This is a genomic window from Phycisphaeraceae bacterium, from assembly GCA_020851465.1.
Taxonomy (GTDB): Bacteria; Planctomycetota; Phycisphaerae; order Phycisphaerales; family Phycisphaeraceae; genus JADZCR01.
Window position 1 is genome coordinate 357,590 of the sequence record JADZCR010000006.1, and the last position, 16,139, is coordinate 373,728.

General features: G+C 59.6%; 10 protein-coding genes and 1 tRNA gene. 6 read left to right on the forward strand and 5 right to left on the reverse strand.

Features of this window, described 5'->3' with window-relative positions:
• Positions 1 to 1,359: 1,359 nt before the first annotated feature.
• Together IT444_08005 and IT444_08010 are read left to right on the forward strand one after the other, a co-directional pair.
• The gene (locus IT444_08005) at positions 1,360 to 2,220 is read left to right on the forward strand and encodes a PEP-CTERM sorting domain-containing protein (GenBank protein ID MCC7192709.1); all 861 of its coding nucleotides are present in this window, start codon (positions 1,360 to 1,362) and stop codon (positions 2,218 to 2,220) included.
• Positions 2,221 to 2,244: 24 nt separating this feature from the next.
• On the forward strand, positions 2,245 to 3,048 hold the full coding sequence (locus tag IT444_08010; protein MCC7192710.1) for a type II secretion system protein: 804 nt from the start codon (positions 2,245 to 2,247) through the stop codon (positions 3,046 to 3,048).
• Positions 3,049 to 3,085: 37 nt separating this feature from the next.
• Here the strand turns inward: IT444_08010 and IT444_08015 are convergent, their stop codons facing one another.
• Positions 3,086 to 3,292, reverse strand: a complete 207-nt coding sequence (locus IT444_08015) for a hypothetical protein (GenBank protein MCC7192711.1) — start codon at positions 3,290 to 3,292, stop codon at positions 3,086 to 3,088.
• A 454-nt stretch (positions 3,293 to 3,746) separates the two neighbouring features.
• Between IT444_08015 and IT444_08020 the strand changes: the two genes are divergently transcribed.
• Complete coding sequence (locus tag IT444_08020) at positions 3,747 to 6,218, forward strand: hypothetical protein (protein MCC7192712.1); 2,472 nt, start codon at positions 3,747 to 3,749, stop codon at positions 6,216 to 6,218.
• Between the two features lie 148 nt (positions 6,219 to 6,366).
• Here the strand turns inward: IT444_08020 and IT444_08025 are convergent, their stop codons facing one another.
• From IT444_08025 to IT444_08040, 4 genes are all read right to left on the reverse strand, one after another.
• Positions 6,367 to 7,440, reverse strand: coding sequence for a PEP-CTERM sorting domain-containing protein (locus IT444_08025; GenBank protein MCC7192713.1), 1,074 nt, complete (start codon positions 7,438 to 7,440; stop codon positions 6,367 to 6,369).
• A gap of 600 nt (positions 7,441 to 8,040) precedes the next feature.
• Positions 8,041 to 8,955, reverse strand: a complete 915-nt coding sequence (locus IT444_08030; GenBank protein MCC7192714.1) for a phytanoyl-CoA dioxygenase family protein — start codon at positions 8,953 to 8,955, stop codon at positions 8,041 to 8,043.
• Between the two features lie 53 nt (positions 8,956 to 9,008).
• Positions 9,009 to 9,082, reverse strand: a tRNA-Met gene (locus tag IT444_08035).
• A 96-nt stretch (positions 9,083 to 9,178) separates the two neighbouring features.
• Complete coding sequence (locus tag IT444_08040) at positions 9,179 to 10,273, reverse strand: hypothetical protein (GenBank protein ID MCC7192715.1); 1,095 nt, start codon at positions 10,271 to 10,273, stop codon at positions 9,179 to 9,181.
• Positions 10,274 to 10,543: 270 nt separating this feature from the next.
• Here IT444_08040 and IT444_08045 point away from each other — a divergent pair, with 270 nt between their 5' ends.
• From IT444_08045 to glgP, 3 genes are all read left to right on the forward strand, one after another.
• Entirely contained in the window at positions 10,544 to 12,517 is a 1,974-nt protein-coding gene (locus tag IT444_08045; protein ID MCC7192716.1) for a transketolase, read from the forward strand.
• A 64-nt stretch (positions 12,518 to 12,581) separates the two neighbouring features.
• Complete coding sequence (locus IT444_08050; GenBank protein MCC7192717.1) at positions 12,582 to 13,226, forward strand: MotA/TolQ/ExbB proton channel family protein; 645 nt, start codon at positions 12,582 to 12,584, stop codon at positions 13,224 to 13,226.
• 171 nt (positions 13,227 to 13,397) lie between these two features.
• Positions 13,398 to 16,034, forward strand: a complete 2,637-nt coding sequence (gene glgP, locus IT444_08055) for an alpha-glucan family phosphorylase (GenBank protein MCC7192718.1) — start codon at positions 13,398 to 13,400, stop codon at positions 16,032 to 16,034.
• The last annotated feature ends 105 nt before the right edge of the window (positions 16,035 to 16,139 follow it).

Sequence of the window (16,139 nt, forward strand, 5' to 3'; positions counted from 1 at the left end):
ATCTCCCGGGAGGGCGTCCTGGGAAGCATCCTGGGAAGCATCCTGGGATGGCATCCTGGGAGGGCGTCTTGGGAGGGCGAGACTCTGTCGAGCCGTCTGCGTGTTTGGAACCCACGAATCAGACTCGGCAGGAGCCTCGCACTCCCGGACTGGAACACGCAGGAGCCTCGTACTCCCGTACTGGAACACGCAGGAGCCTCGTACTCCCGTACTAGAACACGCTGGAGCCTCGTACTCCCACACCGAAACACGCTGAAACCTCGCGCTACGACTGTTCGTCATGTTTCTTTGCACTCAGAGATTGCTGACGTGCCTTCCTGGAAGCAGCTTTCATTCCGTTGGGTTTACGCATCAGAAGACCACCCACCGCGTCCGCAATCAAATATGCCATCACGTTTGCTCCTTATTTTCCTAACCTTTCTTGCCCTCGGCACTCCCGATGACGATTGGCTGCTGGCTAACCGTGGTCTCGTTTTGATAAGTCGGCCAGCGTAATTAGAAAAAATCAGCAAGACGTTAAATCGAAAACGTAGGTAAAAAACCTTATTTGAAGCCGCTCGCTACGTCAACTAGAGGTTAGCCTACCATTCCGTTTTACGAGTGACAATAGTAGCTGGTAGGAAATTTGACTCTGCCGATCCGGGTGTCGCGTATGGTGCGGTGATTGGTTACCTCCTGGGAGAGCATCCTGGGAAACATCTTGGGGTGACATCTTGGGAGGGCGTGCTGTGAGGGCGTTTTGGGAGGGCGAGACTCTGTCGAGCCTTCTTGATTCTGCCGGACCTAGCGTTGTGTGGGATGGCGGAGAGTGGTTACCTCCCGGGAGGGCATCCTGTGAGGGCGTTTTGGGAGGGCGAGACTCTGTCGAGCCGCCCGCGTGTTTGGAACCCACGAATCAGTCTCGGCAAGAGCCTCGTACTCCCGGACTGGAACACGCTGGAGCCTCGTACTCCCGGAATGGAACACGCTGGAGCCTCGTACTCCCGGGCTGGAACAAACTGAAGCCCTCGCCTGCTACCACCGCAATATGACGCAATTATCCCAACGCCACGGCGTACAACTCCAAAAGTCAAGTCAGCACATCACAGGGTCTACTAAGCGCCACGATTTGTTGCGTTTTTCGGCATTATTCACGTTCTTTTGCAAAAATCGAAAAAATACTCGACATCGCCAAATGGTGTGGTATGGTGGCGTTGTCAGTAAAATACTCGACATCGCCAAATGACGTGGTATAGTGGCTTTGTCAGTAGATCGCTACGGAGCGTTATCGGAGTCTATTAGAAACGATTTACTTGCTCATTTCAGGAAGAAACCTTCGTAAGACGTGTTCACGGTTAGCTCGATTTCTTAGGGAGAAACATGATGCAGATGACTTCACCCGGTGTCGTTTTACCGGCTTTGGCGCTAGGCTTATTGCTGCCGTTTACAACTCCTTTGGCTCACGCCGACACGATCTACAACATCACGCCCAGCGATGACAATGTCATGGTGGCTTCTCAGGCACCACCTTCGCACTGGGCCGATCGCAACTGGGGGGCTGGTCCTACAGTTCAAGCTGGTTATTTTAATACCGCTGGCGTAATAGGTCCTGTACGCTCCCTCTTGCGCTTTGATGTCAGCGGCGTCAGCCTGCCGGTTGGCTCGCAGGTCACCAGCATTAAGCTCACCTTTGACGTCTTGACAACCAGTGCAACAAACGTCAATCACACGCTTTCTCTCTACCAGATCGACAGTAACAATGCTGCCTGGGTGGAAGGTAGCAAACAACCTGCCGCAGCAGCCACCACGGGCGAATCGACATGGAACCGTCTGGCGGCACCATCGACTTCGTGGAACGGCGGCGGCGGCTTGGGGGATGTCAGTAACGATGCGGGTAACGGTTTTGATTCCACCGCGTTGGCTACCCTCTCGGGTGTCAATAAAAACAGCGGGACGATCACGTTTACCTTTGCCGGAACCCCAGCTAGCCTTACGAGTCTGATCCAGAATTGGCAGGCCAACAGCGGCAGCGATAATGCCGGCATCCTGCTGGTGAGCGATCAAGAGAGCGTGACCAATCAGGGTAACCAGCGCTTGTCCCTCTATAGCAAGGAAGGTGCAGCAGCCGAGAATGATATGTCTTTGGCACCCACGCTCACCATCACAGTACCGGAGCCTGCGAGCCTGGCGCTGCTGGGCATCGGGGGCTTGTTGACGCTGCTCCGTCGCAAACGGGAATAAGCTTCTGTTGGAGTTTTTGACTTGATGGAAGCCACTCATCGGTTGACAAGACTGCATGACGAGCGGACGAAGGCACGCGCATTTACGCTGGTGGAATTGCTCGTGGTGATCTCGATCATCGCGTTGCTGATCGCGATGTTGCTCCCCGCCATTGCGGCCGCCAGAGACGTCGCGCGTGTGGTCGTTTGTAAATCCAACCTGCGTCAAAAATATATTGCGATCAGCGCGTACAACAACGACGGGAAGCGGCTCGATCTGGTGACCGTCATGAGCAACGAATTCAGCGCTGACTGGATGCAGCGGATTTCCACCTATCTGGGGGCCGTCAGTACGACCAGCTGGGTCTGGCCCAACTTTCAGACTACGGTGGCGGCGTCAGGCACGGTCGGGTGGCGTCAGATGAAGATCTTTCGGTGCCCCTCCACTGACGGTGTGCGCCCGTACGGGGACTGGTGGGCGTCGGGCACACTCGGCAATTACTATTGGCCGAGCTACACCGCCGTCAGCTTGGGTAACTGGAGCGACTTCAGCACCGTCTGGAAGGTGAGAAACGCCACCGCTTGGAAGGCACACGAGTTCGGCATGACGCGCGAGCCTATCATCGCCGAGGGGCGCTCGTCAGGCTCGAACCTGGCGCAATTCCCGTGGTACGGCGGGCGGGGCAGTTTTTTTGGAAACATCCACTCGTTTGTGAATAACGCACTACTCAACGACGGCACGGTGGTCGGGCGCGAGCTGCCACCGTGCTCGCGCATTACGGGATACTGGGCGACGTTTTACTGGGGCCCGCAAAAGACGTCGTACCCCGCGGCAACGTGGACGTATTGAACGAGGCCCGCCGCATTGCTGTTGACTTCACGCGCAGCTACAGGAAGCCGGTGCCCGAGACTTCTTCGTTATTTATCTCGCCGATAGGTGTATCGACGAAAACGAAGTGTGCGATGGCGAGGTTGTAGGCGTCGGGGAGCGAGTCGCGGTTATCGGGGGCGTAGGTTGGCTGATAGGAAACTTGATTCTGCCGATCCGGGTGTCGCGCAGGGTGGCGGTGAGTGGTTTTCTCCTGGGAGAGCATCCTGGGATGGCATCCCGGGAGGGCGTCTTGGGAGGGCGAGACTCTGTCGAGCCGCCTGCGTGTTTGGAACCCACGAATCAGACTCGGCTGGAGCCTCGCACTTCCGAGCTGGAACTCGGCAGGAGCCTCGTACTCCCGAATTGGAACACTCTGAAACCTCGTACGCCGACTGTTCGTCATGTTTCTTTGCAGTCAGAGATTGCCGACGCGCCTTCCTGGAAGCGGCTCTCATTTCGTTGGATTTACGCATCAGAAAACCAATCACCACATCCGCAATCAAACACGTCGTCACGTTTTCTCCTTGTTTTCCCTAACTTTTCTTGCCCTCGGCACTCCCGATGACGATTGGCTGCTGAGGATTGACACAAAATAAACTCTCCGCTCGGTCTGGCATCGTGTCCGCACCTCTATCCGGCGGTTGATATATTGCGTTCATCATTTGAAGGAATCTCCGATGACCACCCCGTGTTCATCAGGACGATCTTCGCTGGCGATCACGCATGTCATGGAGCCGGTGTTACCCGGCTGCTTTGCGGTGCTCACGGCAGCCGGCGCTAGTGAGACGACCCGCGTGTGGGCCGCTCGCGTCGGAGACGACGTACACGGCGATGAAACGGTGCGACTTGTCGAGTGGCCGGTGGCGCAGCGGCGCGGCGAGTGTCTGACGGTCGATGTGCCGCCGGGGGATTACGGCATCTACGCCATTTACATCGGCGAGACGCGGCCGGATATGAGCCGGCCGTGGTTCGCCAATCGTCCGCGGCTCGACTGGGCGACGCCGCTCCCCGCTGCGCCGGGCGGTGTGTTGTGCGTCGTGGGCCGGTGTCTCGTGGATGTCCGCGATTATCCAACCATCGATCCGCAGAAGCCCGTCAGCTATGGCGGTCTGCTTCCCGGTGCTGATCGCGTGCGCGTGGTGATGCGTCCTGTGCGTTCTGGCTCAGCCGCCAGCAAGGGCGACGCTCCCCGCGTGGTGGAACTGCCCGTTCATGTCGCCAGCGCATATGAACTGCGGATCAATCTTCCCCATGATTTGGCGCCGGGCGAATATGAATTGACGGCGCATAACACGCTAGGCGGAGAACGCGGCTGGTCGAACGCGCTTTCCATCACAGTGGAGGCGGCTCAGAGCTGGCCCGACAAGGTGATCGAACTGGACCGCTACATCGCTGAGTTGGTCGCCAAAGGTCACAACCGCGAACAAGCGGTTGATGAAGCGTTCACGCGGGCGTTGGCGGAGTTGGCCGCGGGCGGCGGGGGCGTGCTGCAACTGGCGGACAACGTGTACCCCATCACGCAGATGATCGTCATGCCGCCTCGGACGGTGCTTCGGGGCATGGGCATGAATCGCACGCTGCTGACGCTGCCGCGGAGCAACGGCCCTACGGGCGCGCCGGTGATGATCACGGGCGACCGCGATTTTGTGATCGAGGATCTGCGGATCATGTCGGTTTACGCCATCAAAACCATCGTCGCGCCGACCTGGCGGCCGCGTGATTTCGCCGAGGCGCACCGCATGCCCTTTTCCTGGTCGGACACCCGCGCCCGCAACATCGTGATCCGCCGCTGCCATATCGAGCAGCGCCCTTGCCACAACCTGCCCAGGCGGATCGACACGCCCGAGCACCTTGCCTGGCTGAGAAAATGGCTCTCCAGCGCGGACGGTCAGGATCACAGCGGAATCGTAGCGGTGCAGTTGCGCGGCGACGGACTGGTGATCGAAGACACGACGATCTGGGGCGGCGGGTCGTGCGTCGTGCTCAACGGTTGCTCCCATGCGCGGCTGTCGCACAACGACCTGCGCGTCGGGGTGGGGGGACACGGGTTTTACGCGATAGGAAAGCTGACCTGGCCGGCTGATTTCGCCACGAACCCCGACAGCGGCGGTGCTGTCATCCGGGGCAATTACTCCAGCCAGATCCTTTTCGAGAACAACCGCGTCACCGGCTATTCGGATCGCGCCCGTGATCTTGTTTATTTCATCTACGGCTGCGAGGACTGTCACGCCGCCCGCAACCACGTCGGCGACATCCAGGTCAACAACGATTGCGAAGGCCTCGCCTTCCACCTCTGGAGCGCCAAGTGGCCCTCTACGAAGTTGCGGATGACCGGGCCGACTCAGGGCGTCATCTCCGACTCACAGGGTGAAGTGGCGCGAGAGTGTCTCGAAGGCGCAGCGGTGGAAATACTCGACGGTCGGGGCGTGGGGCAAAGCCGCACGGTGGTGCGGCAGGAGGGCGACCGGATCGAGATCGATCGGCCCTGGCACGCCGACCCGGACGAGACGAGTCTGGTCTGTTACACCGCGCCGCCGCCGTTTCGGCGCATGACGCTGGTGGACAACGTGACCTGGTGCACCGGGGCAAACCTCATGTTGTGGGGCAACTCCCATGATGTGGTGCTGGACGGCAACACCAGCCGGGGTCACCAGATCAGCATCTGGTCGGTTCGGTTGGAGGGCAATCAGAAAGTCTGGGGCGGGGCAGCCTTCACGCAGGTGCTCCACAGCACGCTGGAAATGGGGTGGGTGGCACCTGATGACGCCCAAGAGGCGCTGGACCTGTTCAAGCACCCGGGGTTGATTTGCAACCCCTGCTGCCTGGCGGACGACGGAACGACGATCGGCTACGACATTCTGGGGCTGGTGATCCGCCACAACGCCGTCCGGCAGAACAGCGGGATCATCTTCCGGCGCACGTTCCCCTATCGCATGGCCGCCGAGAGCGGCAGGGACTGGATTATCAACGAGGGCGGCGTGGTGATCGAGGGCAACGACATCCGCGACAGCCGCATCGGCGTGGTGATCGAACGCGGCAGCGGTGCGGTGGAGCGCCACAACACGGCCCACAACGTCCGCTGGCCTCTGATCTGGAGCGAAGCGCACTCGTCCACGCACGCAGTCTTCGACGACCCCTCTCCGGCCTAAGCGACATGCGACAGCGCGCGAAGAGTGCCCCCCGCGTCTGGTTCAGCTTCAGTCAAATAGCTCCTGACCCTATTTGCCCAACCTCCGACGACGCAAGACTGACCTTGGGTACTCCGAAGGATTGAAGCTATTCCTCGCGCGTTTTCCATCAGGCCCGGCGTCGTTTGACGAGTAGTGCGAACGCTCCCAAACCCAGAACCCCCATCGCCCCCGGCTCCGGCACTTCCACAAACGCAAGGTACGCAGGCGCGAAAAAGCCCTTCGCCACGATCACAGGATTCGAGCCGTCGAGATCCGTGCGATAGAGCAGGCTCGATTCGAAGTCGGAGAAGTACAGTTTGCCGTCTGGCCCGACCATCACGCCGACGGGGTTGATGTCGCGCGTGATGTCAGTCGTGATTTGACTCGTCGGAAACAGGTCCGTCGTCGCGCCGGTCGTCGGGTTCACGCGCCATACGGTTTTGTCCGTGGAATAGCTCGCCACATACAGATTGCCGTCTGGCCCCATTACCAATTGTTCGAGGACGCCACCAAGGGACACCCCGGCCAGAGCGGGCGCGGTAGCGTCGGCATAAGAATTGCCGCTGCCGGTCATGCGCTGGAAGAAGGTGAGCTCCGAGAGATAGACGCCGTCGCCCGGCACATAAGTGATTCCCGCCGACTGGTTCGTGATCGTGTACGATCCGAGCGAGGTTCCTGACGGGTTGAACGCTTCAACGTTCGTGGAAGGGCCGGAGACTTGCAGGTTGCCTGAGTCGGCAAAAGTCATAGCGTATATCGTCGTCACCGTGCTGGTCGCGAAAAGTGTTCCCTGCCCGGCGCCGCCGGCGTTAGACGCCTTGCGATAAACATTCGTGTCGCCGATCGAACTCATGTAAACGTCGCCGGCTTTTGTCGCTATGCCGTAGGGGTTGGTGAAGCCCGAAGCGAACAGCTGCCCCGCGCCGACGGTCCCGCCGCCGAAGTCATCAGGCACTTGGAACACCTGGCCCGTGTTGTAGTCCGAGACGTAAATGTTGAACATCGTCGCCTGCGCCGACGAAGCGACGCTCAACGCAGCTCCGACAATCGCAAATGTGATCGACTTCGGAACAACGCGGTTGGTGAACGGCAAACTCATTTCAGTTTCTCCCCAAAGAAATTGCTTAGTGGTGTCTGACTTGCATACGCGACGGCGCTGTTTTTCGTCGTCGATTGAAATCCCCACGTCGGTGAGTTCCACCGACTCTGTAATGCGGTTCCATCAGCCGGCATCAGCAGGCTGCTTGACATAGGCACCGCAATGCTGGCTCCGAGGTGGTTTGCCGGCGCAGCCATATGCGCGATGGCGGAATCGGTGACGACGAATGCCGTCAAAAAAGCTTTCGAAAAGGTTTCGGCGAATCAACATGAGTGGCTTCACACGGATACCGGGCAAACCCTCAACACGCCACAATATTACATCATGAATTCATCGATAGCAATACGTTTTAACTGAGAGTTTTTCGCCGCTGGGGGCATCAGTTGATTATGTTTCACCCGAGCATGATTTTTGTCGCAATATTTGCAAAAACAATGTCTGGATTTTTTCAAGACCTTGTCATGCTTGATTTGTTGAGGGCGGAAAAAGGGTCGGGATCTGTTTTCGTTTGGCGTCTTCACCCTCGACGCCAACGGCTACGCCGACGACACGCCGACCTATGCCTCGGCCGACACCTGACCCATGATGGCGTCTTCCGTCGCGGCTTCGACGTTTTCCGGGGGTGGAACCGACTCGTGAAAGTCATCAGGACTTACCGCGACGATTCCGAGGGCAGCACGCAGCGGTGTACGCGATTAGCCGCTACTTCTTCGGCGGGTTGATGAACGTCTCGTTGTCCTCGTAGAGCCAGGTTCGATCGACTGTACCTTTGGGGACGTGTTTGGTGCGCAGCTCATTGAACTTGAAAGGATCGGTCAGAACTTGTTCGGGGTGTTTCCTGCTGCGGGCGATGAAGGCAGCTTCGTAAGGATAGAAGTCGCCGACATCAGTCGATTCGTAGCGCAGGTCAGTCGCCCAGCGGATCAGGCCGGATGTGTTTTCGGTAGAGCGGTGCATCGTGAGGTTGGTCATCAGCACGACATCGCCGATGTCCGCTGGCACGGGGACGGGCGTCGTCCACGGCAGGTGATCGGGATGAATCGTCAGCGGCGGGGCGGGGTTATTCGCCCAGTAATGACGCACAACGCCCTGTCGGTGGCTGCGCGGTATAACCTCCATGCAGCCGGTCTCCACCGTCGCATTCATCAGCGGCAGCCAGCAGGTGACCACAAGCTTGTCGTCAGCGATCGAGTGAAAGTAACCCTGATCCTGATGCCAGGGCACAACGCCTTCCGGTCGGAAAGGCAGCTTGGGACGGATACGGTACACGCTCGACGCCTCGATTTCGGGGCCGACGAGTTGCTCGACCACATCAAGCAGCTCTGGACAAGTCAGCAGACGAAACATCGCCGGCCCGGCAAACGAGCCGTGGTTGAGGATCGGGCTGACGATGGCGTTCGCCTGCTTGTGCAGTTCGGTGAGGCGATGCAGGAAGTCGAGGTCTTCGCACAGGTCCGTGATATAGCCGTAGCGATGGAGTTTCCGTGCGGTGGCGTCGATGAGCTGCGTCAGTTCAGCCTGCAACTCGTAGATGTAGCTGGGGGGAATGATATTTTTCCCGACGAGGTATCCCTCGCGGTGAAAGTGTTCCAATTCGTAGGGGCTGAGTTTGGGCATGGGATTGGACCTGGTATGAATGGCGAATCGTAAAGGGAAACCGGGTCGTGTAATGCCGACAGGTGGATTCGAACCACCGACCTAGGGCTTATGAGTCCCTCGCTCTAACCAGCTGAGCTATGTCGGCCCGTAAAGCAGGCGGACCATTCTAGGGCAGTGCGGTTTCACTTCAAGGCGGGGATCGCGTCGCTCTGTACCGCAGCGGGGCAGGCTGGCTGCGAACTCAGAATTTTCCGTACCGCCACGCTTCGTCGTACATCGCGTCGATATTTTCCATCGGAGTCACCGGCTGGATGTTGTGACACGGCGCGAGGATGTAGCCGGTTTTGTCGGATGCGAGCGTGTCGATCATGCGCCGCACCTCTGCGCGGACATCTTCGGTCGTTCCGTGCGGGAGGGTTTCCTGATTGTCGATCGCGCCGTGGAACGCCAGCCGATCGCCGAAGTCCCGCTTGAGCTTGGCCGGGTCCATGCCCGGACAGCGCCATTGAATGGGGTTGAGCAGGTTGATGCCCATATCGAGCAGGTCGGGGATGAATCCGCTCATCCCTCCATCATCGTGATGCATGACAAGGATGCCGAACTCATGGCAGAGGTCGATGTGCCGTTGCATTTGCGGACGATAGAAGCGGCGGAAAGTGTCGAGGCTGATCATCGGCCCGGTCTGCGTGCCCAGGTCGTCGGTGACCTGCGAGACATCGATCAGCCCGTCACACGATTCGAACATGCAGCGGTGCAGGTCATAAAAATAGTCGCCCAGTTTTCGCAGCAGGTGTTCGGTGAAATCGGGATCTTCCAGCGGGTCGATGAGCGACTGTTCGAGACCGCGAATCATGTTGTGGTAGTAGAACGTCGCCATGTACCCGCACTGAACAGCCTGTTGCTGGTGAGCCAGAGCCGCCTGCTCCCTCATGGCGGAGAAGTCGAACCAATCGGCGCGTGGCCAGTCGTAGGCTTCAAGATCATCAATGGTGCGTGCCTGCGCGAGGGTGTGGAAGTACTGCTCGTCATAAGCTCCTGTGCCGTGGCTGATGCTTCGGAAGCGATTGCCCCAGAAGTCAACGGACTCGCCTTTAGGCATCTCGGGCAGCTTGGGGCCGACGTACTTGGGCCACGCGCCGCCCATGCCGTCGATGTGCAGTTCTCGTCGCACGTTCGCGTCATCGCCGAAGCGTTCGCGCAGACGTGCCCGGACTTCCCATGTCGCCCAGATGTCGGTCGGAACACGATCCACCGGCTGACGACGGATCGCTGCGAGCATGCGTTCGCGCGAGGTCATTTCCGAACGCGGAGAAGAGATTGAGGTGCTGGCGGTCATGTGATTTTCCCGGAAGGTGTCCGATTCGATCAATAAGGATAAAAGGATACGTTTAATAATAAAAGTGTGAGTGGCGGTCGGTGTTGCGGGTGAACGCAAAAGCAGCTCAACGGGGGGCGGTCGATGGAGCGTGATGATGGCGCCGGACGTGTGCGGTTTGAGGGTTGTAGAGGCAGGGTAGAGGAAAATGAGGTTGCGACCTCGCGGCATCTCCCCCATAATCACGGTCTTCGATGAATTTGCCTCGATCAATCAAGGAAGGATCCAGCGATGTCATTTGATTCCACCATCAACGCCAAGGCCGTCGATCTGACCAAGCTCAATTACGAGATGACTGCCGCCGCCGGCTCTGGTCACCCGACCACGGGCGCAAGTCTGGCCCACCTCGTCACAGTGCTCATGTACAGCCACATGCGATGGGAGCCGAATAATCCCGCTCATCCGTCGAGCGACCGACTCGTGCTCAGCGAAGGTCATGCGGTGCCGATCGTTTATGCCGCGTGCGCTGATCTGGGTGTGGCGATCGGCAAGGACAAGGCAAGCTGGCGGCCGATGACGCGACAGGATGCGATGACGCTCCGCGCGATCGACTCGGTGGTGGACGGCCACCCGAACCCCGCGGAGGGCTTCCCGTTTTTCGATGCGGCTACCGGATCGCTGGGGCAGGGATTGAGTGTGGCAGCAGGTCTGGCTGCAGCCGCGAGAATCGACAACCTCGACAAGCGGATTTTCTGCATCATCGGTGACGGCGAAGCACGCGAGGGCAACATCTGGGAAGCAGTGGACTTCATCAAGGATCACAACCTCAAAGCGGTCTGCGCCATTTTCAACTCCAATCAATACGCCCAGTCCGACGCGGTAAGCCCGCAGCAGAACACTGCGACGCTGGCAAAGAAACTCGAAGCCTACGGCTTCCAGGCGCTGGTGATCGACGGCCACAGCCCGTCGGCGATTCAGGATGCGCTGAGCCAGCACGCGCAGTCGCAGTTCGATCCTCAGTCGGCGCCGGTGGCAATCGTCGCCAAGACCGTCAAAGGCTGGGGCAGTCCGAGCCAGCAGGGGCAGGGGCATCACGGCAAACCAGCCGAGGGTGACGACCTGCCCAAGGCGATTCAGGAACTCGAACAGACTTCGCGGCAGATCGGCGCAGCCGCGGATCAGGCCCTCAAGCCCGGCCTGATGTCACCCGGCAAACCCGACGCGCCGAAGGTCAACCCGGTCATGAGCTTCCCGGACGCAATGAAGAAGTTCGGTCAGGAAAAAGCTCTGGCCAAAGGCGAGTACGCGACGCGGCGTGCCTACGGCATCGCTTTGCGGGCACTCGGCCACGCGCGTAATGACGTGACGGCTCTCGATGCCGACGTGAAAAACTCCACCTTCGCTGAGATGTTTTACAAGGACGACGCACTCAAGAGTCGTTTCTTTGAGTGTCGCATCGCTGAGCAGAACATGATCAGCGTGGCGGCGGGACTTTCGGCGGGAGGCAAGATTCCGTTTGCCTCGACTTTCGCCAAGTTCGTCGCACGCGGACTCGATCAGATCGAGATGGCGATCAACAGCGGGGCGAACTTCAAAGTCGTCGGGTCACATGCCGGCATCTCGCTGGCGGCGGACGGTCCTAGCCAGATGTCGCTGCCGGATGTGGCGTGGTTCCGATCGTTCACCACGGTGACTAATCAGCGCGGCAAGCCCGCCTGCTACGTGCTCCAGCCCAGCGATGCGTATCAGGCGTATGCCCTGACGATCGCCGCCGCCGAACACGACGGCCCGGTTTACATGCGCACGCTCCGTCCGGAGACCGAGTTCCTCTACAACGAAAACGACAAGTTCCACCTCGGCGGTCACGAAGTCCTCAACGAGGGACGTGATCTGCTCATCGTCGCATCCGGCTACATGGTGCACGAAGCCAACAAGGCTCTCGAACTGCTCGACAAGCATGGCGTGGATGCGACGCTGGTCGATCTCTACTCTCTGCCCTTCGACGAGGAAGCGCTGCTCGATCTGGCTAACCAGAACAACGGCATGGTGCTCACGCTGGAAGACAACTACGGCGGCGGCATCGGCGGCGCAGTGGCGGACGCAGTCTCGGCGGATGGCGGCGGGTTCAACGTCCGACAGATGTTCGTGCGAAACATCCCCAAGAGCGGCAGGACGCCCGATGATGTGCTCGCCTACTGCGGCATCGGTGCCGAACAGATCGTCGCTCAGGCACTGAGCCTGCTGGAGCTTTCGTCGGCAACATGAGCCGGCCCGGTGTTCGTCGCGTCGCCAATTTCATGCTGCGGCCAGCACCACTGAGTCTATTCCCATGTTCCAAAACTTCATCGCCTTTATGAACAAGGGTGGCCCCGTCATGTGGCTGCTCCTGCTCATGAGCATCGTCACCGTGACTCTCATCGTCGAGCGTTTGTGGTTTTGGATCAGGACCAACGGCTCGGCGCAAAAGCAGCGCGTCGTTCGCCTCGAACAGCTCCTGCGGCAGGGCGACCTGGCCGGCGCGAGCGTGCTCGTGCAGGATGACCACAGCGTGTACGGTCAGATCGTGCGGATGATTCTGACGGAAGGCTACAGCGACGCGCTGGCGACCGCCGCGGTGGAGTCGCAGCGGCCGCGTTTTGAGCGATACATGGGCGTGCTCTCGACCATGGTGACTGCCGGCCCGCTCGTTGGTCTGCTCGGCTCGGTCATCGGTCTCATTTCGGTGTTTCTGCTCTTTTCCAAGGAAACAGCCTCGGCGAATCCAGCGTCAGTCGGTGAAGGCATGGCTGAAGCGTTGATGAACACAGCGGGGGGGCTGCTCGTCGCCGTCGTTGCGATTTTTCCTTACAACGCCTTCCGTGTTCAGATCGACCGGACGCTGGGCCGGATGGAGTCGCTCCTCGCCGCCGCGAGCCGTGGCGCGACGGCTGTTACGCCTTCCGGGGCTGTTCAGGCCGACTCCGACCGCCGATAACTCTGCATCTCTCCACGCTAACAATGATGAAGTCGCCCGCGTTTGGCCGAAACCATACAGCCGGGGCATGCCGCGCGCCGTGGGTTTGCTGCGCCTACACTCCCAAGGGCGACCATCCTGCCGATTCCGTCGGCTTGCCCTTTGATTGAGTTTCGATTCAGGGAAATATCCATGCTCAGCCCAGATCAGGCACGTATTCGTACCTTTGAGGTTGTCCCGTCGCTGCCCGAACCGCTCCGCCCGCTGCTGGAGATCGCTCACAATCTCTGGTGGACGTGGCACCCCGAAGCGGTCGAGCTATTCACCCGCCTGGATCGTGCGTTATGGACAGCCACCCATCACAACCCGGTCAAGATGCTGGGCATCTGCCCGCAGGAACGGCTCGACGCCGCCGCCCGTGATGAAGGATTTCTGACCTCGCTCGAACACGCGATGGGAAATCTTCGTCGGCATCACAGTCGTACACCCTGGCACACCAAATATCAAAGCAGCGCTGGTCAGTTCACCATCGCGTACTTCTGCGCGGAGTACGGCCTGACCGAGTCGCTCCAGATTTACTCCGGCGGTCTGGGTTGCCTGGCGGGAGACCACCTCAAGTCCGCCGGCGAGCTGGGCCTGCCGCTGGTGGCCGTCGGTCTGCTTTATCGCAACGGTTATTTCCAGCAGTACCTCAATGCCGACGGATGGCAGCAGGAGTATTACCCGGAGCTGGACCTGTCGAATCTGCCGATCAAGCCCGTTGTCGGGACCGACGGCAAACAGATCAAAATCACCGTGCAGATGCCCGGCCGTGATGTTTGGGTCGCTGTCTGGAAAGTGATCGTCGGCCGCATCGACCTGTTTCTCCTCGACACCAACGTGCAGGAAAACGATGCGATCGATCGCGGCATCACCAGTTCGCTTTACGGCGGCGACATGGAGCTGCGCATCAAACAGGAAATCGTCCTGGGCATCGGCGGGGTGCGCGCGTTGTCAGCCATGGGGATCGAGCCGGATGTCTGTCACATGAACGAAGGGCATTCCGCGTTTCTCTCGCTGGAGCGGATTCGTCGTCTGATTGAAAAGCACAATATTTCGTTTGATGAGGCGCGGCAGGCGGCGCAGGCCAGCCATATTTTCACCACGCACACGCCGGTACCCGCGGGCATCGACCGTTTCCCGCCGGAGATGATGATCCGTTATTTCCGTAACTACCATCCGTCGCTGCGGCTGGACATGGACGGCTTGCTCGCGCTGGGCCGGGAGAATGTCTTCTCAAATACCGATTTCTTTTCGATGGCCGTGCTCGCTATCCGTACCGCCGACTGGATGAACGGCGTGAGCAAGCTGCACGGTGCGGTCAGCCGCGCCATGTGGAAATCCATCTGGCCGGGTGTGCCTGAAGATGAAATCCCGATCACTCACGTGACCAACGGCGTACACGCGCGAAGCTGGCTCAGCGGCGACTTCGTCGGCATGCTCGACCGCTACCTCGGCTCACGCTGGCAGAACAACCCCACCGATCAGACTATCTGGAAAGCCATCAACGACGTGCCCGATGAGGAGCTTTGGCGCGTCCACGAACGCCGCCGTCATCGCCTGATCGTCTGGGCACGCAGCAAGCTCAAGACGCAGCTTGAAGCGCGTGGCGTGGACCCGGAAAACATCCGTCAATCGCTCGAAGCACTCAGCCCCACAGCATTGACGATCGGCTTCGCACGGCGTTTCGCCACCTACAAACGAGGCAACCTGATCCTGCGCGATATCAAACGCCTCCAGTTGATCCTCAGCAATACGAAGACGCCCGTGCAGTTCATCATCGCGGGTAAGGCCCATCCCGCCGACGGCGGAGGCAAGGATCTGATCCGGCAGATCGTTCACTTCGCTCGCGGTGCGGAAGGCGGCCACAAAATCGTCTTCCTCGAAAACTATGACATCCACGTGGCACGACGACTCGTACAGGGCTGCGACGTGTGGCTCAACACACCTCGTCGCGGTATGGAAGCCTCCGGCACCAGCGGCATGAAGGCCGCGATCAACGGCGTGCTCAACTGCTCGATCCTCGACGGCTGGTGGGATGAAGCAGCCGCGCCGGAGATCGGCTGGTCGATCGGTCGGGGCGAAAGCTATGCAAACCTCGACGTGCAGGACCAGATCGAAAGCCAGTCGCTCTACGAATTGCTCGAAAAACAGATCATTCCGCTGTTCTATCAGCGCGATGAAACGGGCGTGCCGCGAGGCTGGGTCGCGCGCATGAAGGCTTGCATCAGCGAGTTGGCTCCGGTCTTCAATACTAACCGCATGGTGCAGGAATATGCCGAAAAGTTTTACCTGCCCGCGCTGCACCGTTCCCGCGTGCTGATGGCCGACAACCTGAAAAAATCCGTTGAGATGGCGCACCAGAAAGATCGACTGCGTCAGGGATGGAGCAGGATGAAGGTTGAAGATGTTCAGGCGAACACCCAGCAACCGCTTGGGGTCAACCAGAAGCTCGAGGTCTCCGTCACCGCGAATCTTGACGGGCTGACACCCGCTGAGGTGAAACTCCAAGTGTACGTCGGCGTCGTGGATAACGACGGCCGGATCACGCAGGGCACCGCGACGCCGCTGAAGCACGAATCCGACTTGGGCGGCGGTCGCCATCGTTACGTCGGCGCTGTGACAGCCGGCACGAGCGGACACTATGGCTTCGCAGTGCGCATCACGCCCGCCGGTGAGCTTTTCGACGGCGTGATGGAGCCGGGCTTGATGATGTGGGACCGCGATCCTCAACCGCTGGCGGCACACATTGAAACAAACAAACTTCCCGTCGCCGCTGCGTCGCACTGATTCTCCCCATCGCATCGGACACCGAGGCAACCCCGGCTGCGCTATGCGCCGCGAGGAATCGCTCCGTGGATATCCGTTACGTAAGCGTGCATTGCGTGAGCTGGA